The sequence below is a fragment of the Pseudoalteromonas sp. 11L1 genome (assembly GCF_055397545.1).
Genome location: NZ_AP041142.1, coordinates 87151 through 107934, shown reverse-complemented (window position 1 = coordinate 107934; position 20784 = coordinate 87151). Strand labels below are relative to the sequence as shown.

Genomic DNA, 20784 nt, shown 5'->3' with positions numbered 1-20784 from the left:
CGCCCATCATTAACACAACTAAAACCATTCAAACGAAGGACCCGCATGTTTAAAACATCTCTGAGCTTAATAGCATTAATAGTCAGTGGCGCCAGTATTGCAGACGAATCAACGATCCAAAGAAATTTAAATCAAACAGAAATGGAGCACGTTATTGTTTCGGGTAGTCGTGTTTTTGAAAGTATTGATGAGGTCCCTGCTTCCATAACTATTATTAGTCAAAAGCAAATAGAAGCGCATTTAAAAGTTAATCCAGAATTACAAAGCCTTTTAGCACAAATGGTTCCTGGTCTTGCTCCAGATACTGGAAGCTCAAGTAATTCAGGACAAACTTTACGCGGGCGTGCCCCACTGATCATGATTGATGGCGTGCCACAGTCAACGCCACTGCGTAACGGATCATTAGGGGTAAAAACCTTAGATCCAAGCGCAATAGGTCGAATAGAAGTCATAAAAGGAGCAACGTCAATTTATGGTAACGGCGCATCAGGCGGAATTATTAACTATATTACCAAGCAAGCACAAAGCGATGGCCAAACCCAAGGTGAAATAAGCTTATCGAGTCGTTTTAGTGCGGTAAAACTCGAAGAAAGCGCTGGCGCAAGGTTATCTGCAGCATTGAATGGTCGTGCAGATAAATTTAGCTACTTAGTAACTGCAAGCTATGAAGAAAACGGTGTACAACGCGATTCGCAAGGCGATATTCTCGGTTTACAATATGGTTTATCTGATGCCGTTACACAAAATTACTTCACTAAGCTTGGCTATGACTTTGATGATGAAAAGCAACTCCAATTTAGTTATAACTACTTCAGTTCACAACAAAAAACCGACTTAGGCGATGTTATTGGTGATATGAGCCTAGGAGAAAAAACCTACGCCATTCATGTGCCGTCAGAATTACAAAAGCAAGGTAAACCACAAGGGCCAGAAGGCAACGAAAATATAACCTTAAAATACACCGACTACGCACTGCTTGAAAACACACAAATGACGTTAGACCTCTATACGCAAGATATAGAAAATGTGTTTTTCTTCTCTCCAAACCTTGCCAATCCTGATGAGAATTATCAAGGTGGTCAATCAGTTATAAGTTCAGAAAAAAAAGGCGCCAGAGCAACTTTTAATACCCAGGTGGACTTTGACTCAGTTGAAGCGTCATTTATTTACGGAATTGATGCGTTAAATGATGTAACTGCACAACCGCTGGTTGATGGGCGTGTTTGGGTGCCAGAAATGGACATGAAAAGTGTCGCGGGCTTTTTACAAACTAAGTGGGTTATTGCTAATGACTTAATAATAAAGGCCGGTGTACGCAAAGAAAATATCGACCTTAGCGTAGATGATTATCGCACGCTTAAATTATGTAAAACGGCCACGCAATGCTCTGTGCCAATTAGCGTAAAAGGCGACACGGTTGATTACAATGCTACGACCTATAACGTGGGCATTAAATACAATCTAGATGAAAAATTCAGCCCCTTTTTAAACTACTCACAGGGATCTGATATATCAGATATTGGCCGCCTACTTCGCTCTGCCACAGTAAATGATATAGGCCTTATTCAAACTCAAGCTTCAATTATCGATAATTATGAAATTGGTTTTAATTCTCAATTTGATGCAGTTCGTTTAGAAGTCGCAGCATATCGAAGCACCTCTGAGCTTGGTACTACAAACAAATTTAATGAAGTAACCGGTGTTTATGAACCGGTTAGAGCACCTCAAGAAATTTGGGGTTATGAAGCCTTAGTAGACTACACCATAAGCCCATCTCTTAAATTACTGGCAACGTATAGTTATGTAGAAGGTAAAAATACTGAAGCAGATATATATTTAGGCTCTAAGCAAATCAGTCCACCAAAAGCCACAGCAAACCTTAACTGGCAGCCTACGGATACCCTGTCACTAACATTAAGTTACTTGTATGTGGGTGATAGAAAACGCTTTGAGCCTAATGATAATAGTAAATATGTTGGCGATCAGGGGCCTGTCGATAACTACACGGTTTTTAATTTAAGCGGTCAGTATCAGTTTGCAGACAACTGGAAAAGTTTTATCGGGGTAGAAAACTTATTTAACCAAGACTACTTCCCAGCCCGTGCACAATCTTACACCTATGGTGGATACAACATTAAAGGTTTAGGTACCACGGCCACAGTAGGTGTTACTTATCAATTTTAATCACTTACGCGTTCATACTTTTACGGTATGAACGCGCTTATACCCTCAACTAACTTGCTGATCTAAAATACAAATAACAACCTGTCCATTTATCAACCAGCAATGCAAACTTAAACGAGAATCAAACTCAATATTAACCATATGATTTATAAGTAAATTACTTGCAATTCTGTGCCTATATACTAGACTAGCCACAATTAGAATTTTTAGGATAAGCGCTATGAAAGGTAATCAAAAAGTAATCGACGCCTTCAATACATTGTTAGCTAACGAATTAGCTGCTATTGACCAGTATTTTATTCATTCTCGTATGTACGACGATTGGGGCCTAAACAAACTTTATGAGCGTCTTAACCATGAAATGGAAGAAGAAAAAGACCACGCTGACTGGCTAATTAAGCGTATTCTTTTTTTAGAAGGCGTACCAAACATGACTAAACGTCGTGATCTGTTAATTGGTGACGATGTAAAAAGCATGATGCAAAACGACTTAACCTTAGAACTTGAAGTGGTTGAGTGTGTTAAAGAGGTTATTGCTATCTGTGAACAACAGCAAGATTATCAATCTCGTGAAATTTTAGAAAAGCTATTATTTGATACCGAAGAAGATCACGTCTACTGGTTAGAGCAACAACTGGGTCTGATTGACAAAATTGGCACTCAAAACTATCACCAAGCTCAAATGGGCGAATAAGGACTTATATTATGAAAGGCGATAAAGACGTTATTGCAGCACTAAATAAAGTACTTGCTAATGAGCTTGTGGGTATTAACCAATACTTTTTACATGCACGCATGTTTAAAGATTTTGGTTTTAGTAAACTAGACAAAGCTGATTACAAAGTATCGATACAAAAGATGAAAAACGCCGACCGTTTAATTGAGCGTATTTTATTTTTAGAAGGCCTGCCGAACCTTCAAGATTTAGGACGTTTACGTATAGGCGAAAACAGCGAAGAAATGATTGCTGCTAACATGAGCTTTGAACTTGATACAGTAGACGAGCTACGTGCTGCGATTAAACTCGCTGAAAGTAAGAAAGATTACATTAGCCGTGAAGCGCTCGATAACATTTTAAATGAGCAAGAAGAGCAAATTGATTGGCTAGAAACACAGCAACTACTGATCAAAAACACTGGGCTTGAAAACTACTTACAATCGCAACTGTAAGTTAAAGTTATAAATACAAAAAAAGCAGCTAAGGCTGCTTTTTTTATGTTTAATTTTTAAATGTTATACCAATTCGTTTAGGTAGGCCTATTTATGTAGATTACTATTAAGCCACTTGATCGGTTATATCTGCAATTTGAATCAGTTTACGATTGAGGATCTTTTTAGTACAACAACAACACTTACCGCATTGGCTGCCCACTTTAAGCTCTTTAGTTAGCTCGCGCATGGTAGTAGCACCATCGTCGATGGTTTGCTCAATTTTTTTATCGGTCACACCGTGACAAAGACAAACATACATGAATACAAACAACTCTCAATTTCATTTAGTGGGTTTATATTAATCTAAACGAAAATAGTTATCAATTGGTTTTTGATCAAAAATTAAATTTTTTGCATTTTTTTGGCCAACGCCACTTAAGTTGAGAATTCGCGGCAGCTTGATAATTGTTTGAATTTAAAGCAAGGTGTAGCACTCAGATTGAGATTTATTAACTAAAGTCTCGCCTTGAATTTAAGTAGGTTTAGGTAAATAGTTGAATGATTAAAATGAATTACATTAAGTCTGAAGAAGCCTTAATGTATAAATATAGAATTAATGCGTGAGCTATTTCCGGTTTATGCCATTTGCAGACAGTGGTAACGCCGTTTTAAGCGGTAAATTGCTGTTGGCTAAAATAAGTGAGGCACGAACAAAAAGCCAACTGTAATTTGTCCGACTTGAAAGCCCTTGTTATGTGTTCACTTTAAATTCCATTATGAACTTAGTTTCTTCAACACAGACAACTTGAAAACCATGAGATTCATAAAGTTTCACGAGGTGCTCTTCACAACGAAGATATATAGCTGGTATTTGTAACTCAATTGACTTTGATTTAGCAAATTCGATTAGTGCTGTTGATATACCTTTCCCTCGATGTTCTATAGGTACATAGATTCCATCTAGCCAATGGTTATAGCTAGGATAGTCAGAGTATTCGCGATATTTTAATTCTCCAGCTCCTGCTAATTCACCGTCAATATGAGCTACAAATGCGGTTCGGTTTGAAATTGAAGAAACCTTTTCGATAACATTTTCTAGCGTCGCTTCCGAATCCTTATGATCCCACTCATTAAAATACCAATTGGCGACAACCTCAATTTCACTCGGACAATCTACTAAATTTGAAATTTTCACAATACCTCGATGACACATAACGCTTGCAGTAAAATTTGTCCGTTGACTGCACTTGTTAGTTTTCTGTTACTGATACCAACTTACCGTCTATTGAAAGGCTACCGTCTCGAATCAAAACTTCACCCGACCAAATTGAACCATAAAACTTATTATCAAAGTACAGTTCTTTTTTGTACTTACCTACAACTTCAAGCTTATGTTGATTTGATTTGGTTCCAAATATAATAGTATGTCTCAACGGCGACGGTGATGATTTACCAACCGTAGATATTGGCATTAAACCGGGAGCATAAGGTACGATAATTTTAATTGTAAGCCCCGGATGAGTGACGTTATATGCAACCCAGTTATCGTTAATTCTTTTTCCAGTATCCGCACCAGTGACACCTAAAATACTAGCGCACCCAGTAATGAGTAATACAATACTGACAATGACTAATTTACTTAAAATGTTCATCTACTCTCCATTGAAAACTAACGCCGCGCTCTGCGGAAATTTAGGAGCGCCAGCGAGTAAATTTTCCGTAGCAGCGTCTTGTTATATTTCACTTCCCTTTTGCTCGCGAAATTACTCCCATCATGGAGTGAGAAAATTGTCCAATTTCAGCTTTTTCATCAAGTTTATCTGAAACATACTTACCTGTAGCTGCAGCCGCACCAAGGGGAAGTAACGCACCTAAGAAAGGTGCTAAAACGGGAAACATAGTTACACCTAATGTACCACCAGCAATTAAAGCTGTGTATTTATGCTTTGCTTGATATTTATCATTAAATAATGAAACTTGCTTCTCATGTTTCGATATTGCTCTTTCAATATGGGAGCACACTTCAGCAGCAACATACCCTAAATCTTCGACCTTGGTATTAGGTAAGCTGTTAACTAAATCTCTTAACTCTCTTCTAAACTCAATATTTTCATCTGTCTTTCTCAATGCCACAAGTTGCGAGTCTTCAATATTAGCTAAATAATCAAGTCTTTTAGATGTAAGAGACTGTAAAATTGCTGATGTAGATGGGTCAAATGACGCAACTTCACCAGCAGATGCATTCTTCATATTTGCAATAAGCTGGTAATAATGCGCCTGCGCATTAACACACAGAAATGGATGACTCCTAAGTTCATCTGCATTTTCTAGTAAATGATAATTTGGCATAATACGTTCAAAGATCGCATTAGTTACAACACTTGCATCACCATTCGAAAATAACTCATTACACCAATCTTCTGACCTCCACTGCCTCATTTCAGCTTTATAATTTTCTAATTCTACTTTCACAGACTCCCCTGGCTCAGAACCTGGTGAAACAAAAAGTCTTGCCTCTTCTATCTTTTGAAAGTATTGGTCGGGGTGATTTGTAGCGAACTCCATTATATCTTGCGGGCGCGCTATACCTGAATCGACATAATGTGAAAACACATCGGTGATAAGTTGAACACTATTTTCTTGCGTTTGCTGATCGTGTTCTTCAAGTGATTTTTCAAAGCTTGGAAAAACAATAAATGGCGGTAGATCAAACTCGTCACCTTTAATGTCAGACAAATGCAATATGAAAAAAGCCATTTGAAGGGGTATGACATGATTAAACTTTTCTTCATCACGTTTTTTTTCTAACCACGGCATGACAGGGTCTGGAATTAAAACTGTATCGGAATAGAGAAGTGATTTACGTGTAGCATTTAACTGTGTTTGTAAAAAGCGACTACTCCCTCCCAAGTTCAATTTACATGCATCTAATTTCTTGGCTGCACTAAAAGCTTTACCACCTTCTTCTGAATATAATTTCTTAAGATTTTTTTCGAGACTTGAAAAGGCCATCATAGACTTTTCAGCTCTTTTAGGGTTCTCTCTTAAAACAGATGCCATTCCTTGAATTGAGTCAGAGAAGCTCTCCAATGGAGAAAAATCACGTGGCAAACAGCCTGTAACGCAGAGGAAAAACTCCGTTAATATCTCAAAATACCTATCTTGATAAATAATTAAATCGTGTAATTCCTGCTGACTCACTTAAAGACTCCATTTGAAATATAACGCTTACATAAGCGGAAAATTATAGTTGGCTAAAATTTTGAGGAACGAAAAACAGCCAACTGTAAATTTGATCTTCACCCGATAAAGTGGACACCGTCCACGTTTCAATTAACTGCCAATTCAAACTCGGCAGGTGATTTATATCCTAAACTCGAATGCAATCTCTGTCTATTGTAAAAGTAATTTAGGTAAACCTTTAATTTTGATAATAGTTTACCGCTGCTCTCAAATTTATTTCCTCGAATTAAATCTGCTTTGAGCGAATGAAAGAACGACTCGACTTCTGCGTTGTCAGTACAGCACCCAGGCCTATTCATACTGGCTTTGATGTTTTTGCTAGCCAAATACTTTTGTACAACGTGAGCACGGTATTCTGCGCCTCGGTCAGTGTGAAATAATATACTCTCTGTTGGCTGTCGTTTCTTTATCGCAAGCCTTAGCGCCTTTAACGTAAGGTCTGTTGTTTTGTTTTTACCAAACGCCCAGCCGATTACTCGACGTGAATATAAGTCGATAACCACAGCGAGGTAATGCCAACGAGCGCCGACTTTTAAATACGTAATATCGCCAGACCATTGCTGATTGATCCCCGTGGCCTTTTCACTATCTTTGCGTTTGTTTTCTATCTCTTTATAAAAGAACTTCACCTTCGCCGGTTTGCTGTAAGTCTTAAGGGCTCTGGCTCTTAAACCGTTTTCTCGCATTAAGCGGGCAACACGTTTTTGGCTTGTGTTTATACCTTCTTTTTTTAGCGCATGAAATACGCGTGGGCTACCATAGGTTTGATGATTTACATTGAAAACGTGCTTTATCTTCAACAACAAATTAGCATCTGACAGCGCTCTAGCTGACACTGTTCTGTCACGCCAAGCATAAAACCCACTACGCGAAACATTAAGCCAAGAACACAAGTATTTTACACCTAAGGCTTGTCCGAATTTTTGGATGAATCCAAATCGTTCTGATGTACTTCCGCCAGATACCGTTGCCACTTTTTTAGCAGGTCATTCTCCTGCTTAAGACGCTCATTTTCTTTCTTAAGCTTTTGAATGTTATCCAGCTCTTTTTTTGTTGGGAATTTACTCATTGTTTCATTGTTGCTTTGATAGCGCGGTACGTTTTTAAACTTACCTTCTCGATACTCTTTTCGCCAACGACTCAGCATTAACGGATGAATATCTAGCGCCTCGGCAACGTCCTTTGACATGACATCGTCTCGTAAGCTTAGTTCGACTGCTTTGATTTTAAAATTAACTGGGTAAAACCATGTCTTTCTAGGTTGGGTATATCTAGGCATTTTAAGCCTCCTCAAAGTAATGAGGAGGTGTCCACTAAAACGGGTGAGGAGCAATTTTCCGTTTAATGTTCTTGTTAGGTTTCATTCTCGCCTTGGACCTCAGGCATTTCCTCTTTAGCTTCTTGAATTAAATAACCAACTAAAATAACTAATTCAAATACAGAAAAGGTAAATATCAGGGTAGAGAAATTAAAAGTTATAAAATCAAAAAGTACCGTATGAGGGAGTAAATATGCAGTCCCTGTTACGATTAAACCAATTATTATTAAAGTGAATACACTTTTGAATGTTTTTAAATGTAATGAGGTTGCTATTCTACGCACAAACAATAAACCAAGCTTATTAAATTCATCCTCTAACCTGAGAATATATCTATAAAAACATTCAGGATCTTGCTTATTAATTACAACAAGTTGTTCTTGTAGTAAATCTAAGGCGTCAAGCTTTGAATTAATAAAAATAGCATCATCCCATTCAGCATGATTGCTTTCTAATAATGGATAAATAACCTGTTCTTTGTACTGCCTTATTTCAATTTGTTCTGTGTGTTTATATTTATCAAGAAATTCACCTAACATATCTCTTATAGCCACTACTTGATTATTATATGAATCCCTTAATCCTTTTATATAATTCGTAAAAAGTGCGATGGAGAGAACAGCACATAACGTAAATATTAAAGTAGAATTCTTTAAAGCCGTTAAAATGTCACTTCTTAATATTTCTTCATTATTAAGTAAATATATAATATTTAATGATATTACGATTAAGCTAATACTTAATATTCGAAACCAAGACTTGCGAAGTAATATCATTTGAAACCTAACAATTTAATAGTGCGCTCATCGCGCATATTTCTGCCGACTTAACGCTCATTTATCTACTTTATATAGTTTTAACAAATTACCTAAGGCATTACTATCACTAAGTTTTCTAAATTTTTTAGGTAAAGTTAAATGAACCAATATGCGGGCAGCGCTCATTTTCATGAATATATGCGCAAAGAGCAGTTTAACCAATCAATTAACGACGATATTCAGCCAATCTCGATGACCGATTATCGCTCATACCCGAATTCTTTTGTAGCGAGCTAAGCTTAAACTCCATAAACACCGGAGTACAACTAAGCGTTTGGTATTGGTTTCTAAAAAGTATGTTAATCCGCGCTACTTAGTTCTCATAAAATTATAATGGAGCTGTATCAATATTGATTTGATAAGGCTTACTGACAAAGTCAGCCATTTTTATACACTCCTTAACTGCAAATCCTCGTCCTTTGTAGCTTGCGAAAGCAACATGAGTATTATCAGTTAACACTGCATATAATCTATAGTTATGTGTGTAGCCTTTTCTTGGTATAGCTTTAAAACCTTTAATATCTGATAATTGATAAACACGTTTAAAAATAGTATATAAACTACTCGACTTTAATTCCAAGGTTTGTTTCGCGAGATCAAAACGACATACATAGCCACCAAACGAGCCACTCCAACCTAGCCAGCATATAAACCCAGATACCCATATCGGTAATGATTTTGCTTCATCAGAATTAAACACATTAATTAGCCCGATAAATAAAAAGAAACCACACAACAAAACTAGCAATAATCTAGTTAACCTTGGTTGTCGATAAATAGCTAGCTCACTAGATAGTTCTTTAAAATACATTACAGCACTCCGTATTTAACTAAGCCGGCAATGGCTGTAAAAACAAAAAATGGCAGGGATAATTTTATTAGCGATTTGCGATCCCATATTTCAATGAAAACAAGATCCTCTCTATTAAAATCTACATCTTCCAGATGAGAGTTTGAATTAGCTTTTGTGCTATCATGAGCAATTTGTGGTGAAATATCTAATTCGCTTTGAGCAAACCTTATCGGCGTTTTATTTGGCCAATCCGATATGGTTTCAGCAGTAATAATATTATATTTTTTATATAAAAACGAAATGAACATCTTAGCATCTGTATACTGTTTAAATTCATATAACTGATCAACAAACTTAATTTGATAAGGGCCTTGCGCGCCTATACTACTTAATTCAAATGATAGTGTATCAAACGATGTAATAACTTTACTTCTTTGAAAGTAACCCCATAATGCGGTTTTTAAATTAAGCTGTTTTTCTGTCCCGTTAAACTCTAAGCGGCTCTTTCGACCAAAAAGCAATATAGATATACTTAAAAAGAAGCTTGCAGAAATCGCGAAGAAAATACTTTCCCCTCCTTCGCTTGTTACTGTCATCACAATGCTGGTAATTCCAGGAATAAGCATAATAAACGCAAAAATTTTGCTTGTCATTTCGCGTCTTGAGGGCATTGTTGTATTACCACTTTGATCTGTTTTGAGAACTTTTTTTACAAGCTTGGATAGATTGTTATATTCCATTACTTCAACCTTAAAAGTTAATTATTACCTTATTTACATTAACATAAAGTAGCTAAGTAAATCTTATCTCACGCTACTCATATTATTCCTTATATAGGAGCCAAATTGCTATTTCCAATACAATAGTTAGTTCAAGTCAGGGAAATCTTAAATGTATTTGATATGAAAGAATGACCGTCCGGTTGTCGCTAACAGCCGAAGTTCGGCTCAGTGCCAATTTCAATCATGCAGTATACCTTCCCTCTGCCTCAAAACGCTCTAGAGTAAATACTTTATAGGTCCCTTTGAGCTAATTTATACGTTCACTCATTTTAGAAAGACAATAATTTTGTGCCACAATGTAATCGCTAAGCTAAAAGCTTATTACCATCATGGGTAGTTAACTATCCCTAACGGATGAGTGTCATAGGATAGTTATTAAATCCGCTATATGCTTATTTAGTTGCTGTTGTTGGTAACTTTGTTGAGAAAAACCCAGCCAGTGCAATAAATACAAACGATATCGCTAAACAAGCCGCTAACCCATATAGCTGAAAAATCCAGCCTGACAATACTGTACCAATCAAACGCCCCATCGCATTAGCCATATAGTAAAAGCCAACATCGAGAGAAACACCGTCGGCATCTGCCATGCTAACAATCAAATAACTGTGCAGCGATGAATTAATGGCGAACAGTACACCAAACAACATTAAACCAGCGATGAGTACTGTTTTTACTTGCCAATTAAAATACAGGGATAAGGCTATACCTAATGTAACCAGTGCCAGTAAACTCGCCCATTTGGTTGTTTCTGTAGCAGGCGAAAACCCTTCTTTGAGGTTCATTACCTTAGGTGCGATAGATTGTACGAAACCGTAACCAATCACCCATAGTGCCAAGAAGCCGCCTACAGTCCAATGATCCCAATTAAAGGCTTGCGACAAAAATACGGGCAGTGCAACCACAAACCAGACATCACGGGCACCAAACAAGAATAGTCGTGCAGCCGACAAGAGGTTAATTGAACGACTTTTTGAGAATATATCGGTGAACTTAGGTTTGCTCTTCGCTTTTCCTAAATCACTTTTTAAAGCGTAAAGGCTGTAACACCATACAAGTGCCAATACACCTGCCATCAGCAAAACTGCACCTTTAAACGAAAATAAGGTTAACAGTAAACCACCCAAGAAAAAGCCAACGCCTTTTAAAGCATTTTTGGATCCTGTTAATATAGCTACCCATTTAAAAAGCGTGCCTTCTTGCCCATCGGTAACCAACGACTTGATAGCACTTTTAGCACTCATTTTATTTAAGTCTTTGGCAATACCAGAAAGCGCTTGGGCAATCATCACATATACAACTGTTAACCATTCAGAGGGAACAGCTAGCATGAGCAAGGCAACAATTTGAATAGCCAAACCAATGTTCATGGTTTTATTTAGCCCTAGACGAGCACCTAAGAAGCCGCCAATCAAGTTGGTTACAACGCCAAAGATTTCATAAAACAAAAACAGCATAGCAATACTAAGCGGGCTATAACCTAACGCATGGAAATGAAGCACTACTAACATACGTAGTGCGCCATCCGTTAAGGTAAATGCCCAATAGTTGCCTGTGACCACGAGGTATTGTTTAATATCGTCTGATAATGATGCCAAGCGCTTCATAGTGTCACATTACCCTTTTATTGATAGACCAACTTTACGAGTAAGCTCAGCTGTTCTATTCGCGTATCCCCACTCGTTGTCATACCATGTATACAGCTTCACCTGAGTAGTGTTAACGACCATTGTTGATAGCGCATCGATAATGCTTGAACGCGGGTCAGTTTTATAATCAATTGACACTAGCGGCTTTTCTTCATAGCCCAAAATACCTTTTAACTCGCCTTCAGCCGCTTCTTTCATCCAAGCGTTAATTTCAGCTTCAGTTGTTGGACGCTCAACTTCAAATACACAATCAGTTATTGATGCATTTGCCAGTGGTACACGAACGGCGTGACCATTTAATTTGCCTTTTAATTCAGGGAAAATATGGGTAATAGCCGTTGCTGAGCCTGTAGTGGTTGGAATAAGACTCATGCCACAGGCACGCGCTCTACGCAAATCTTTATGCGGTGCATCTAAAATGGTTTGAGTATTAGTTATATCGTGGATGGTTGTCATTGAACCATGTTTGATACCGATTTTATCCTGTAATACTTTTATCACTGGTGCTAAGCAATTTGTGGTGCAAGACGCTGCTGTAACAATAGCATGTTGTTCAGCATTATAAAGGTGGTCATTAACACCCATCACTATATTGAGTACGCCTTCTTCTTTCACTGGCGCAGTGACCACTACTTTCTTAACACCTTGATCTAAATAGGCTTGCAGTAGATCGGTTTTTTTCATTTTACCTGATGCTTCAATGACGACATCACATTCAGACCAATCCGTATCGTTAATTGCTTGATTTTGAGTGACCCGAATAGCTTGACCGTTGATTATGACATTATTGTCATCATTAGATACATCATGTGACCAAGTGCCATGCACTGAATCGTACTTTAATAGATGTGCCAGTGTTTCTGCGTTGCCAGCAGGATCGTTGATTTGCACAAACTCAATATTTTGCCAACCAAAGGCTGCTCTAAGCGTTAATCGGCCCATGCGGCCAAAACCGTTAATACCAATTTTAATTGTCATAGTTAAACTCCTACTTTTTGATATTCATTAAAAAATGAAAGTTGCACAGGATTAGAAAGCGCCTTAGGGCGTACTTTCTGTACTTGGTTAATAATGCTTGTCTTGTTGTAACCTAACTCATACATCAGTATGCCAATCACTAAGCCCGTGCGACCTGAACCGCCTTTACAGTGCACAGCTATCGTGCCCTGATTAGACAAAATAGCTAACACGTCATTAAGGTGAGATTTGAACGCCGTTGCAAAGCCATCATTAGGCGCATCATCATCTAAAATAGGTAACTGAAACCATTTTATGCCTTGTTCGCTACAAACTTGAGGAAGTGTTTCGGCCTCGTTTTTCTTTATTTCTGCGTCATACATCAGAGTGACAATCGCTTGTGCTCCCGCACCTTTGAGTTGCTTTACCGATGTTGTTAAATCAACCTCTTTCGTTCCTGGGCATGGCGTAAATATAAAACTGGCGCCATTATCAAGTGTAAGTTTGTCATAAGGGTGAGTTTGCATAAGAGTCCTCTTAATTATTCGTTAAACCAATGTTTTGTTCTGTTTACAATCGCGACGAGAGATAGCATCACAGGCACCTCTACAAGAACGCCAACAACGGTTGCTAGCGCTGCACCTGAATGCAAGCCAAAAAGAGAAATCGCTACAGCTACAGCCAACTCAAAGAAATTTGATGTACCAATTAAGCACGATGGAGCTGCAATGTTATGTTTAAGCTTGATTTTTATCGCAATAAAATAGGCAATGATGAAAATGCCATACGTTTGAATAACCAACAGCAATAGATATCGCGACCCAAACAGATAAATAGCGTTCAAAGATTCCCATAATGATCCTCCCTAGTTACAGCAGCTTGCTACACGCGTGGGACGATCACCCATCGCATTTAATCTAGCTAGCTCTTGTTCAATGAAAATGGGATCATTCACTACCGTTGATGTAATAGTTTGCTTCATCCACTCTGGTAGTGTTGGATTGATCGAATAAAAAACCCATTGCTGGTGTTTTCTATCTGATAAAATGCCAGTTTTTCTGAGTTGTGCTAAGTGGCGAGAAACTTTAGGTTGGCTCTCTTCACTCAGAGCAGTCATCAGCTCACAAACACATGCTTCACCTTCAACAGCAATAATTAATAGACTTTTCAAACGAATATCATCAGCTAGCGCTTTGTAAAAAGTAGTTGGTGTGATTGGCGCTGGTTTTTGCTTTTCTTTTGTTAGCAAAAACATTTTGAGTCGTTCATTTAGCTCTTGTAGTGTTTTTTCAAACGGGTTGGCTTCTTTGCGGGAACGAGGCTCAGGAAAATCCCATGCAAGGCAATTAGTGCCATTTACTCGACTATCGCATTCTTTGGCCGCTTTATCACACAGGGTAATAACAAAATCAAAATGGATATTGCTAACTTCATCAAGGTGTTTTGAGCGTAAACCATCGGTACGCAACCCAAAGTGTTCAATAGCTGATAGCGTTCGGCTGTCCACATTATTTGGCTCAGTACCGGCGCTGTAAACCTCATACTCACCTTTACCATGATGTTTTAACAACGCCTCAGCCATGATAGATCTAGCCGAGTTTTCAGTGCACAAAAATAGAACTTTCATAACCACTCGCATAACAAATTTGTTATATAATAAATTTGTTATGCGGAAGGTGCAATAGTAATCGTTGAAAAAGAAATAAATAGGAATATTGTTTGAACGATACTGTCAGTCTTTACTCAATCATTTATTTTCATCACAGTTTAATGAACGCCTTTTTTAGAGTTAGTTTTCCATTATTAAATTGATGCTTTGAAACTCTGTTGGGTGGCGTCTTCGGCTTAACCAACCTACCTTTTGACGTAGGTCGAATAAGTGGCGAAGCCATGCGTTCCACAATCAACTTGGCAATGAGAGTCCGCGAAAAATACTAGAATACGAAACACCTGCGGAACGATTTAAGCTGTATGTTGCATAGAATGGTTGAACTCACAGCGCTAAGCGGAACTTCAATCAAAACATAAGAATTATTAAACCTAAATATTTTATTGTAAAAATTCAGTAAAATTTTTTATTCATATTATACTTTTTTATTATTGCTGTAATTTTGGATAACTATGTTAAACAATTATTCTGTGCGTACCCGTTTAGCCGTGCTTGCATTGCTGCCAATTATGATTTTTTTAATTACATCGTTTTTTTCAATAAACACAATGGGAAGGTTAGTAGCAGGGATTGATAGTTTATACGACGACCGTGTCGTACCACTTAAGCAAATTAAGCATGTGTCAGATAATTACGCCGTAAATATTGTTGATTTACTTCACAAGTATCGTGCTGACTCTATTACCAAGTCAGAACTCTTAGCAAATATTAATGATGCTAGAAATACGGCTGATAATGAATGGAAAGCTTACTTGAGCACAAAGCTAACAGTTGAAGAAAAGCGCTTGGTAGATAACGTTGAAAAGAAACTAAAGCCTGTGCTTATGCATTTGAATAATTTAATTGTAAGCATTAATAATGGTGAGTTTTTATCACTACCACAAAATAAATTTGTTTATGAGCTTTACCAACTCTTTGATCCGCTTAGTGCCAGTTACCAGGCTTTAATTGATTTACAACTTAAAGAAGCGAGTGACTTTAGAGTCAAAGCTGATGAAAATTATAAATTAATAAAGTTAATAATGAGTGCCACGATCGCAATATTAATTTTACTATTACTGATTGTTGCCTACTTTATTTACTGCTCGATACAAAATCCATTAATGTCATTACGCGATACCATAACGAATATTGCAACCAATGCCGATTTAACAGCTCGTGCTAAGGTTCAGGGTAAAGACGAAATTGCAGATACCGCATCTAACTTTAATGATATGTTACTTCGGATCCAAGATTTAGTAAAAGATATGGCAGGAGCAACACTAACACTTGCTTCAGCAGCTGAAGAAATGAACTCAATTAGTATTCAAGTAGCCAGTACAGCAACCCAGCAAGAGCAACAATCAGCTATGATTGCAACTGCAATCACCCAAATGAGTAGTGCAATAGAGCAAGTTGCTCAAAACGCTCAAGTAACCTCTGACAAAGCAACAAATGCCGACATAAAAGCAGGTCAAGGGCAGCAAGCTGTTGCTGATAATATCGAGTCAATAAATACGCTTTCAACTTTGGTTAATACAAATACGCAGCTTATTGCAGACCTAAATACTCAAACCAATGATATAAACCAAGTTGTGATGATGATTCAAGGTGTGGCTGAGCAAACAAACTTGTTAGCTTTAAATGCAGCCATTGAAGCAGCAAGAGCTGGAGACTCTGGTCGTGGATTTGCCGTTGTAGCCGATGAAGTAAGGCAACTTGCCCACAACACTCAAAAAGCAACCGCTAGCATTAATGAAATGATCACAAAACTACAAGGTATGGCTCAGCAAGCAGTTAGTGCTATGAGTAACGCTGAAAGCAGTGCTAAAGAAAGTGTTGACCATGCTAATTATTCTTCACAGGTGCTCAGCGAAATTAACCAAGAAGTCACCGAAATTGCAGATATGAACACTCAAATATCAACCGCAACTCAGGAGCAAAAAATGGTCGCAAATGAGCTAAGCAGCAATATTAATGAATTTAGTTCTAGTATTACTTCGGTTAGCGAAAGCTCGCAACAAAATGCTCAAGCATCGCAAGAGCTCGCACAGCTTGCGGCAATGCTACAAGGAAAAGTCAATGTATTTAAAGTTTAGGTGCTTTAATTTTGAGGCATATTAGCGGTTATACTTTAAATAAAAACCTTATATGCCATCATTTAAATGATGGCATATTGGTTATTTTAAGCGCGAGTTTGATTAGACAATATAGTTATCCAATCACTGGGGTTTGAAAGTATAAACTGATATGAGCTGCCATCTTGCGTGAAAACCTCTATCGCATCAGCTGTTATTGGCACAAGGCCTGCGCCCTTGCCTTTACATTCAACCACTTTTAAAATTGTTTCGCGGGCAATTGTGTATTGTTCTAACCCCAATTTTTCATTAAAAGGTTCAAAATTTAAGTCGGTTTGCGTGATCCAAAACTTTCCGTCCGCTTTCATAACTCCATTTTGAATGGTTGCCATTGTTGATTTAACGATTGTTCCTTGCATATTTTAATCCCTTCACACACGTATATAATTTCAAATTGCTCAACTTCCATCTGTTTATTATTACAGCTGACTTGATAGCTCAAAGCAAGTTTATTTGTGCACTAACACCACAAAGAGACCTATTAAATTTAAAAGTTACCCGCATATATTTACCTGCTTTAAACTTTGTGGAATAATCGCCCTCCTCTTAGGGGAGTAGCCCGCTCAGTAATGAGTAAACTTATCAACATAATTGCACCTTAAGTGCATGGTAAGTTTGTAATGTTGTAGCAAGCGTTATCGGCGAGACCTAGGTAGACACTATCCTCATGGCGGGAGATAGCTGTTTGCCTTGGTTTAATATTCCCGCCTGAAGATTATATTAATGGATATTTTTTTAACCTCTACCGTCACTGTTGCCCTTGCCGAAATAGGCGATAAAACTCAACTTCTATCGCTATTACTTGCGGCACGTTTTCATAATAAAATAGCGCTTATTTTAGGTATTCTTGCCGCTACTATAATCAATCATGGTTTATCTGCCTGGTTTGGTGATTGGTTAAGTGGTAATTTTGCTGTTGAATACTTACCTTGGGTAGTCAATATAAGCTTTATTGTTGTTGGCTTATGGCTGCTTATTCCCGATAAAGACGAAGACGTTAGCCACAAGTACGATCGTTATGGGGCATTTTTAGTGGCCTTAATCTTATTTTTTATTGCTGAAATTGGCGACAAAACTCAAATAGCGACTGTATTATTGGGTGCACAATATCAATCTGTTTTATGGGTAACAATTGGTACAACTCTTGGTATGCTGATCGCAAATATACCCGTTATTTATGCCGGTAAGACGTTACTAAAAAGAATTCCATTAAACACAGTAAGAGCTATTGCCGCCACTGTATTTGTATTACTAGGTGTTTATGGCTTAATAACCATGGTGTGATTAAGTAACCTACAACAAAAAACCGCTTACCTAAAGTAGGTAGGCGGTTCAAGGAAGTATAAGCAGTTATCGTAGAATAAAAACGAGCTTCTTTTATGCTCTGTTAATGCAATAGCATCCTTTTGTGTTGGCAATTAACAAAGATGAGTTAAAACCAGCCTGTAAATTGCTTATCACGGTCTCTACAAACCCGCTACCTTGAGAGCATGCCAGCCCTTCAGATAAAGGTCCTGCATAAACAAACTCACCATTTTTATCAATTAACACTGCGGCTGGCGTTGCCGGAACCACTGACTTTAGTTGGCTATTGAGTTTAAATGTTTGAACCTCAACGCCCTGATTTTTCGCAAAGCGCTGTAAGGCTGATAAGTGCGGTTTAGCTTGTATGGTACAGCCACAATTATCTTCAGTGATAATAAGTAGTTGCGCACTATCTTTGTTTTGCCAAACAACGTGTTCTTTAAATTGCGAAAACCAGTTACGGCGCTCAAGCATTTTATTCTCATCAAAAGGCTTTAATTGACCAAGTTGAAAATACACTAAGCCCGACACAACAACCACAAACCACACACCAATCAATGCAAAAGTAAAATAGCGCTTATTAGTTAAATTTTGCAATACTTTGCTCTAATACATCGATACTGACATCAATCATTTGTACCTTAGCGGTAAGTTGATCAACAATTTTTCCGTCTTCATATTGGCGTTGACGCATTTGATCTGTGCTTGTTGCAATCTGCTCAGTATTGCCAGCCTGTTCAGCAACTACTTGCGCAACTGAGTCAGAACTTGTGGATACGGCCTGTATTTGCTCGCTCATGGAAGAGATATTCTCTTTCATGGTGGCACTAATTTTCGTAAGATCTACAACAAACTCAACACACTGATTCATGGATTGTGTTGAAGTACGGCTGTTATCCACTAAATCTGTTAATGTAGATGCTATTTTAGCTGTTGTTTTCTGGCTGTTATTCGCTAAAGAACGAACCTCATCTGCAACTACAGCAAAACCACGACCATGCTCACCGGCTCTAGCAGCTTCAATTGCGGCATTTAACGCTAACAAATTAGTTTGATCAGCTATACCTGATATCTCATTCAATAAGCTTGTAATTACATCTCCAGCAGCCACTAAATGACTTAATTGCTCTTCGGTATTAGTTAATAACGTGAGCAACTCTTTACTCTTACTGTCTGTTTGTAACACTTCTTGTAAAGCAACATGGGCAGAGTCGGTAATATTGCTCACTTGCTGCTTTAAAATATCGCTTTCTTGCTCAACCAGTTTAAAACCATGAGCAACTTGTGAACCTGAATTAGCTATATCATCAGTTTGTGCATTTCGGTGCTTAGCACTGTCTGCCAGCTCATCATGAACATTTATTAACTCTTGGGAGTTATTTTTTAATGAATCAGATTGCGTTTGCACCTGCTTAATAACATCCGACAAGTATTCTAGTAGCGTGTTAAAACCTACCACTGCACTGCTATCTTTATCATCTGCTCGCATTGAAAGTTTTATTTGATTTGGGTCTTGCATTATTTGCTCTGTGGTATGACTTAACGACAAACCAGCTTGGCGTTCACGCTTTAATGTCACTGCAATAAAGCCAGCAACAAGCGCTTCAACTATGGCATAGGCAGCGTGAATAAGCACAGTTGAAAAAGCTAAACGATCAGGGTCGAAAACATAAAACCCAGTATTTTGAGTCTGCAGGTAGTAAAAAGATAAATGATGAATAGCAACAAACACAATAGCCGTAATAAACACTCGCCATTCAACAAACATTATTAGCATGGCTAAGAAAATAAATATTTCGAAATGGACCTCAATAAGCCCATACGCTTGCTGAATATGCAAAAATGAAAACATCATGATTGCAGCAGCAACAACATGAGGTGTAACTTTACTTTCGGGTTGGGTTTTTAATAACCAAATAGGAAGCAAGCACAAGGGCAAGCCGACCAGAAACGCCTCTGTTAGTGTATCGAAATAAAGGCCGATACCAATAGATTCGACAAACAAAAAACAGAATATGATTGTAAACAACCGACTCACACTAGACATAAAAACCTTAATTAATTTTGAATAAATTAAACACGCAAGTTGTTAGTATAGCCCTTAACAACTGGCAATTTTTTATTTTAAATCAAGCCGAACATTATCAATTAGGTTGATTTAAAATTTTTTAGTGCGCTACTTAACAATTGATAGTATTTGTTTAAAAGTAGACGTCCCTGCTTTTTTTGTCCATTGGAATATTATTGTTTCAGCACATGATATTACTGCTCCTGCTTGACGAAGCTGCTCAACTGCAATGGCTTTGTGCTCTGCATTTCTTGAGGCTATTGCATCTGTAGCAACAGTCACTGCATAACCATGTTGTAGTAAATCTAAACAAGTTTGTAATACACAAACATGCGCCTCTGTACCAGTAACTACTACATGAGGGCGCTGCAATAACGAAATAGTATCTAAGAACCCCTCTTCGGCGCAGGCACTAAAGCTTATTTTTTCAATATACTGCGCGCTAGGTAAAGCTTGCTTTATTTTCTCATCACTTTCACCTAGCCCTTTTTTATAATGCTCTGTAATTATTGAAGGAATTTGATGAATAGCACTTGCATTTGCAAGTTGTAAAGCACACTCTAGAGTCGTATTAAATGAAGCGATGGCCGGAGCCAGTTTGCTTTGCAAATCGATGACTAAAAGCACGCTGTGCTCTGAGTTAATATTTTCTCTAAAATTCATATGGAGTCCTTTGACTTTTGCTAAACTGACTTTTAACACCCACAAAAAAGCAACAATTAATTCACA

At 37.8% G+C, this 20784-nt stretch carries 22 protein-coding genes, 1 pseudogene and 1 riboswitch; of the genes and pseudogenes, 6 read left to right on the top strand and 17 right to left on the bottom strand.

Going from position 1 to position 20784, the window contains the following annotated elements:
• Window positions 1–45 precede the first annotated feature (45 nt).
• From ACZ5WS_RS16220 to bfr (ACZ5WS_RS16210), 3 genes are all read left to right on the top strand, one after another.
• Window positions 46–2184 carry a TonB-dependent receptor gene (locus tag ACZ5WS_RS16220; RefSeq protein ID WP_464711966.1) on the top strand — a complete coding sequence of 713 codons (2139 nt, stop codon included), beginning with the start codon at window positions 46–48 and terminating at the stop codon, window positions 2182–2184.
• Between the two features lie 220 nt (window positions 2185–2404).
• Window positions 2405–2878: a bacterioferritin gene (gene bfr / locus ACZ5WS_RS16215; RefSeq protein WP_013463107.1), complete on the top strand. Its 474-nt coding sequence runs from the start codon at window positions 2405–2407 to the stop codon at window positions 2876–2878.
• Between the two features lie 11 nt (window positions 2879–2889).
• Window positions 2890–3354, top strand: coding sequence for a bacterioferritin (gene bfr, locus ACZ5WS_RS16210; protein ID WP_008112262.1), 465 nt, complete (start codon window positions 2890–2892; stop codon window positions 3352–3354).
• A 106-nt stretch (window positions 3355–3460) separates the two neighbouring features.
• Here bfr (ACZ5WS_RS16210) and ACZ5WS_RS16205 read toward each other — a convergent pair whose 3' ends face one another.
• The 6 genes from ACZ5WS_RS16205 to ACZ5WS_RS16180 form a co-directional block, all read right to left on the bottom strand.
• Window positions 3461–3655 (bottom strand): (2Fe-2S)-binding protein, encoded by a 195-nt coding sequence (locus ACZ5WS_RS16205; protein ID WP_010389142.1) that lies wholly within the window; start codon window positions 3653–3655, stop codon window positions 3461–3463.
• 432 nt (window positions 3656–4087) lie between these two features.
• The gene (locus ACZ5WS_RS16200) at window positions 4088–4531 is read right to left on the bottom strand and encodes a GNAT family N-acetyltransferase (protein ID WP_198522726.1); all 444 of its coding nucleotides are present in this window, start codon (window positions 4529–4531) and stop codon (window positions 4088–4090) included.
• A gap of 55 nt (window positions 4532–4586) precedes the next feature.
• Complete coding sequence (locus ACZ5WS_RS16195; RefSeq protein ID WP_198522727.1) at window positions 4587–4988, bottom strand: hypothetical protein; 402 nt, start codon at window positions 4986–4988, stop codon at window positions 4587–4589.
• A gap of 88 nt (window positions 4989–5076) precedes the next feature.
• Window positions 5077–6537 (bottom strand): hypothetical protein, encoded by a 1461-nt coding sequence (locus tag ACZ5WS_RS16190; protein WP_464711962.1) that lies wholly within the window; start codon window positions 6535–6537, stop codon window positions 5077–5079.
• 128 nt (window positions 6538–6665) lie between these two features.
• A protein-coding gene (locus tag ACZ5WS_RS16185; RefSeq protein ID WP_464711960.1) for an IS3 family transposase occupies window positions 6666–7858 on the bottom strand; the annotation gives its coding sequence in 2 pieces (ribosomal slippage) (window positions 6666–7550 and window positions 7553–7858; 1191 coding nt in all).
• Window positions 7859–7932: 74 nt separating this feature from the next.
• The gene (locus tag ACZ5WS_RS16180; protein WP_198522729.1) at window positions 7933–8673 is read right to left on the bottom strand and encodes a hypothetical protein; all 741 of its coding nucleotides are present in this window, start codon (window positions 8671–8673) and stop codon (window positions 7933–7935) included.
• 141 nt (window positions 8674–8814) lie between these two features.
• On the opposite strand from ACZ5WS_RS16180, the gene ACZ5WS_RS16175 reads away from it, so the two are divergent.
• On the top strand, window positions 8815–8952 hold the full coding sequence (locus ACZ5WS_RS16175; protein WP_198522730.1) for a hypothetical protein: 138 nt from the start codon (window positions 8815–8817) through the stop codon (window positions 8950–8952).
• Window positions 8953–9043: 91 nt separating this feature from the next.
• Here the strand turns inward: ACZ5WS_RS16175 and ACZ5WS_RS16170 are convergent, their stop codons facing one another.
• The 7 genes and pseudogenes from ACZ5WS_RS16170 to ACZ5WS_RS16140 all read right to left on the bottom strand — a co-directional run bounded on the left by ACZ5WS_RS16170 (window position 9044) and on the right by ACZ5WS_RS16140 (window position 14523).
• Window positions 9044–9526: a hypothetical protein gene (locus ACZ5WS_RS16170; protein ID WP_198522731.1), complete on the bottom strand. Its 483-nt coding sequence runs from the start codon at window positions 9524–9526 to the stop codon at window positions 9044–9046.
• The gene (locus tag ACZ5WS_RS16165; protein WP_198522732.1) at window positions 9526–10248 is read right to left on the bottom strand and encodes a hypothetical protein; all 723 of its coding nucleotides are present in this window, start codon (window positions 10246–10248) and stop codon (window positions 9526–9528) included. The genes ACZ5WS_RS16170 and ACZ5WS_RS16165 overlap by 1 nt, the downstream gene beginning before the upstream one ends.
• A gap of 434 nt (window positions 10249–10682) precedes the next feature.
• Window positions 10683–11897: an organoarsenical effux MFS transporter ArsJ gene (arsJ, locus tag ACZ5WS_RS16160; RefSeq protein ID WP_198522733.1), complete on the bottom strand. Its 1215-nt coding sequence runs from the start codon at window positions 11895–11897 to the stop codon at window positions 10683–10685.
• A 9-nt stretch (window positions 11898–11906) separates the two neighbouring features.
• Window positions 11907–12917 (bottom strand): ArsJ-associated glyceraldehyde-3-phosphate dehydrogenase, encoded by a 1011-nt coding sequence (locus ACZ5WS_RS16155; RefSeq protein WP_464711957.1) that lies wholly within the window; start codon window positions 12915–12917, stop codon window positions 11907–11909.
• Between the two features lie 2 nt (window positions 12918–12919).
• A complete protein-coding gene (locus ACZ5WS_RS16150) occupies window positions 12920–13423 on the bottom strand; it encodes a phosphatase domain-containing protein (protein ID WP_464711955.1) in 504 nt (167 codons plus the stop codon).
• A gap of 14 nt (window positions 13424–13437) precedes the next feature.
• Window positions 13438–13698 (bottom strand): annotated as a pseudogene (locus ACZ5WS_RS16145) (arsenic resistance protein); the annotation flags it as partial.
• A 63-nt stretch (window positions 13699–13761) separates the two neighbouring features.
• Window positions 13762–14523 carry a metalloregulator ArsR/SmtB family transcription factor gene (locus tag ACZ5WS_RS16140; RefSeq protein ID WP_138606776.1) on the bottom strand — a complete coding sequence of 254 codons (762 nt, stop codon included), beginning with the start codon at window positions 14521–14523 and terminating at the stop codon, window positions 13762–13764.
• A 494-nt stretch (window positions 14524–15017) separates the two neighbouring features.
• Between ACZ5WS_RS16140 and ACZ5WS_RS16135 the strand changes: the two genes are divergently transcribed.
• Window positions 15018–16643, top strand: coding sequence for a methyl-accepting chemotaxis protein (locus ACZ5WS_RS16135; protein ID WP_138606774.1), 1626 nt, complete (start codon window positions 15018–15020; stop codon window positions 16641–16643).
• Between the two features lie 86 nt (window positions 16644–16729).
• Here ACZ5WS_RS16135 and ACZ5WS_RS16130 read toward each other — a convergent pair whose 3' ends face one another.
• Window positions 16730–17041, bottom strand: coding sequence for a hypothetical protein (locus ACZ5WS_RS16130; RefSeq protein WP_138606772.1), 312 nt, complete (start codon window positions 17039–17041; stop codon window positions 16730–16732).
• A 178-nt stretch (window positions 17042–17219) separates the two neighbouring features.
• A riboswitch (yybP-ykoY riboswitch) is annotated at window positions 17220–17322 on the top strand.
• Window positions 17323–17405: 83 nt separating this feature from the next.
• Between ACZ5WS_RS16130 and ACZ5WS_RS16125 the strand changes: the two genes are divergently transcribed.
• Complete coding sequence (locus ACZ5WS_RS16125) at window positions 17406–17966, top strand: TMEM165/GDT1 family protein (protein ID WP_178957383.1); 561 nt, start codon at window positions 17406–17408, stop codon at window positions 17964–17966.
• A 93-nt stretch (window positions 17967–18059) separates the two neighbouring features.
• Here the strand turns inward: ACZ5WS_RS16125 and ACZ5WS_RS16120 are convergent, their stop codons facing one another.
• From ACZ5WS_RS16120 to ACZ5WS_RS16110, 3 genes are all read right to left on the bottom strand, one after another.
• Window positions 18060–18584 carry a DUF6436 domain-containing protein gene (locus ACZ5WS_RS16120; RefSeq protein WP_464711952.1) on the bottom strand — a complete coding sequence of 175 codons (525 nt, stop codon included), beginning with the start codon at window positions 18582–18584 and terminating at the stop codon, window positions 18060–18062.
• Window positions 18568–20034 carry a methyl-accepting chemotaxis protein gene (locus ACZ5WS_RS16115; protein ID WP_464711950.1) on the bottom strand — a complete coding sequence of 489 codons (1467 nt, stop codon included), beginning with the start codon at window positions 20032–20034 and terminating at the stop codon, window positions 18568–18570. Before ACZ5WS_RS16115 ends, ACZ5WS_RS16120 begins: the two co-directional genes overlap by 17 nt.
• A gap of 129 nt (window positions 20035–20163) precedes the next feature.
• Window positions 20164–20718, bottom strand: coding sequence for an isochorismatase family protein (locus tag ACZ5WS_RS16110; RefSeq protein ID WP_138606764.1), 555 nt, complete (start codon window positions 20716–20718; stop codon window positions 20164–20166).
• Between the last annotated feature and the right edge of the window lie 66 nt (window positions 20719–20784).

Excerpts from the sequence above, each read along its gene's own strand:
- ACZ5WS_RS16220 (WP_464711966.1), top strand. The coding sequence starts at position 46 with ATGTTTAAAACATCTCTGAGCTTAATAGCATTAATAGTCAGTGGCGCC.
- bfr (WP_013463107.1), top strand. The coding sequence starts at position 2,405 with ATGAAAGGTAATCAAAAAGTAATCGACGCCTTCAATACATTGTTAGCT.
- bfr (WP_008112262.1), top strand. The coding sequence starts at position 2,890 with ATGAAAGGCGATAAAGACGTTATTGCAGCACTAAATAAAGTACTTGCT.
- ACZ5WS_RS16205 (WP_010389142.1), bottom strand. The coding sequence starts at position 3,655 with ATGTATGTTTGTCTTTGTCACGGTGTGACCGATAAAAAAATTGAGCAA.
- ACZ5WS_RS16195 (WP_198522727.1), bottom strand. The coding sequence starts at position 4,988 with ATGAACATTTTAAGTAAATTAGTCATTGTCAGTATTGTATTACTCATT.
- ACZ5WS_RS16180 (WP_198522729.1), bottom strand. The coding sequence starts at position 8,673 with ATGATATTACTTCGCAAGTCTTGGTTTCGAATATTAAGTATTAGCTTA.
- ACZ5WS_RS16175 (WP_198522730.1), top strand. The coding sequence starts at position 8,815 with ATGAACCAATATGCGGGCAGCGCTCATTTTCATGAATATATGCGCAAA.
- ACZ5WS_RS16170 (WP_198522731.1), bottom strand. The coding sequence starts at position 9,526 with ATGTATTTTAAAGAACTATCTAGTGAGCTAGCTATTTATCGACAACCA.
- ACZ5WS_RS16165 (WP_198522732.1), bottom strand. The coding sequence starts at position 10,248 with ATGGAATATAACAATCTATCCAAGCTTGTAAAAAAAGTTCTCAAAACA.
- arsJ (WP_198522733.1), bottom strand. The coding sequence starts at position 11,897 with ATGAAGCGCTTGGCATCATTATCAGACGATATTAAACAATACCTCGTG.
- ACZ5WS_RS16155 (WP_464711957.1), bottom strand. The coding sequence starts at position 12,917 with ATGACAATTAAAATTGGTATTAACGGTTTTGGCCGCATGGGCCGATTA.
- ACZ5WS_RS16150 (WP_464711955.1), bottom strand. The coding sequence starts at position 13,423 with ATGCAAACTCACCCTTATGACAAACTTACACTTGATAATGGCGCCAGT.
- ACZ5WS_RS16140 (WP_138606776.1), bottom strand. The coding sequence starts at position 14,523 with ATGAAAGTTCTATTTTTGTGCACTGAAAACTCGGCTAGATCTATCATG.
- ACZ5WS_RS16135 (WP_138606774.1), top strand. The coding sequence starts at position 15,018 with ATGTTAAACAATTATTCTGTGCGTACCCGTTTAGCCGTGCTTGCATTG.
- ACZ5WS_RS16130 (WP_138606772.1), bottom strand. The coding sequence starts at position 17,041 with ATGCAAGGAACAATCGTTAAATCAACAATGGCAACCATTCAAAATGGA.
- ACZ5WS_RS16125 (WP_178957383.1), top strand. The coding sequence starts at position 17,406 with ATGGATATTTTTTTAACCTCTACCGTCACTGTTGCCCTTGCCGAAATA.
- ACZ5WS_RS16115 (WP_464711950.1), bottom strand. The coding sequence starts at position 20,034 with ATGTCTAGTGTGAGTCGGTTGTTTACAATCATATTCTGTTTTTTGTTT.
- ACZ5WS_RS16110 (WP_138606764.1), bottom strand. The coding sequence starts at position 20,718 with ATGAATTTTAGAGAAAATATTAACTCAGAGCACAGCGTGCTTTTAGTC.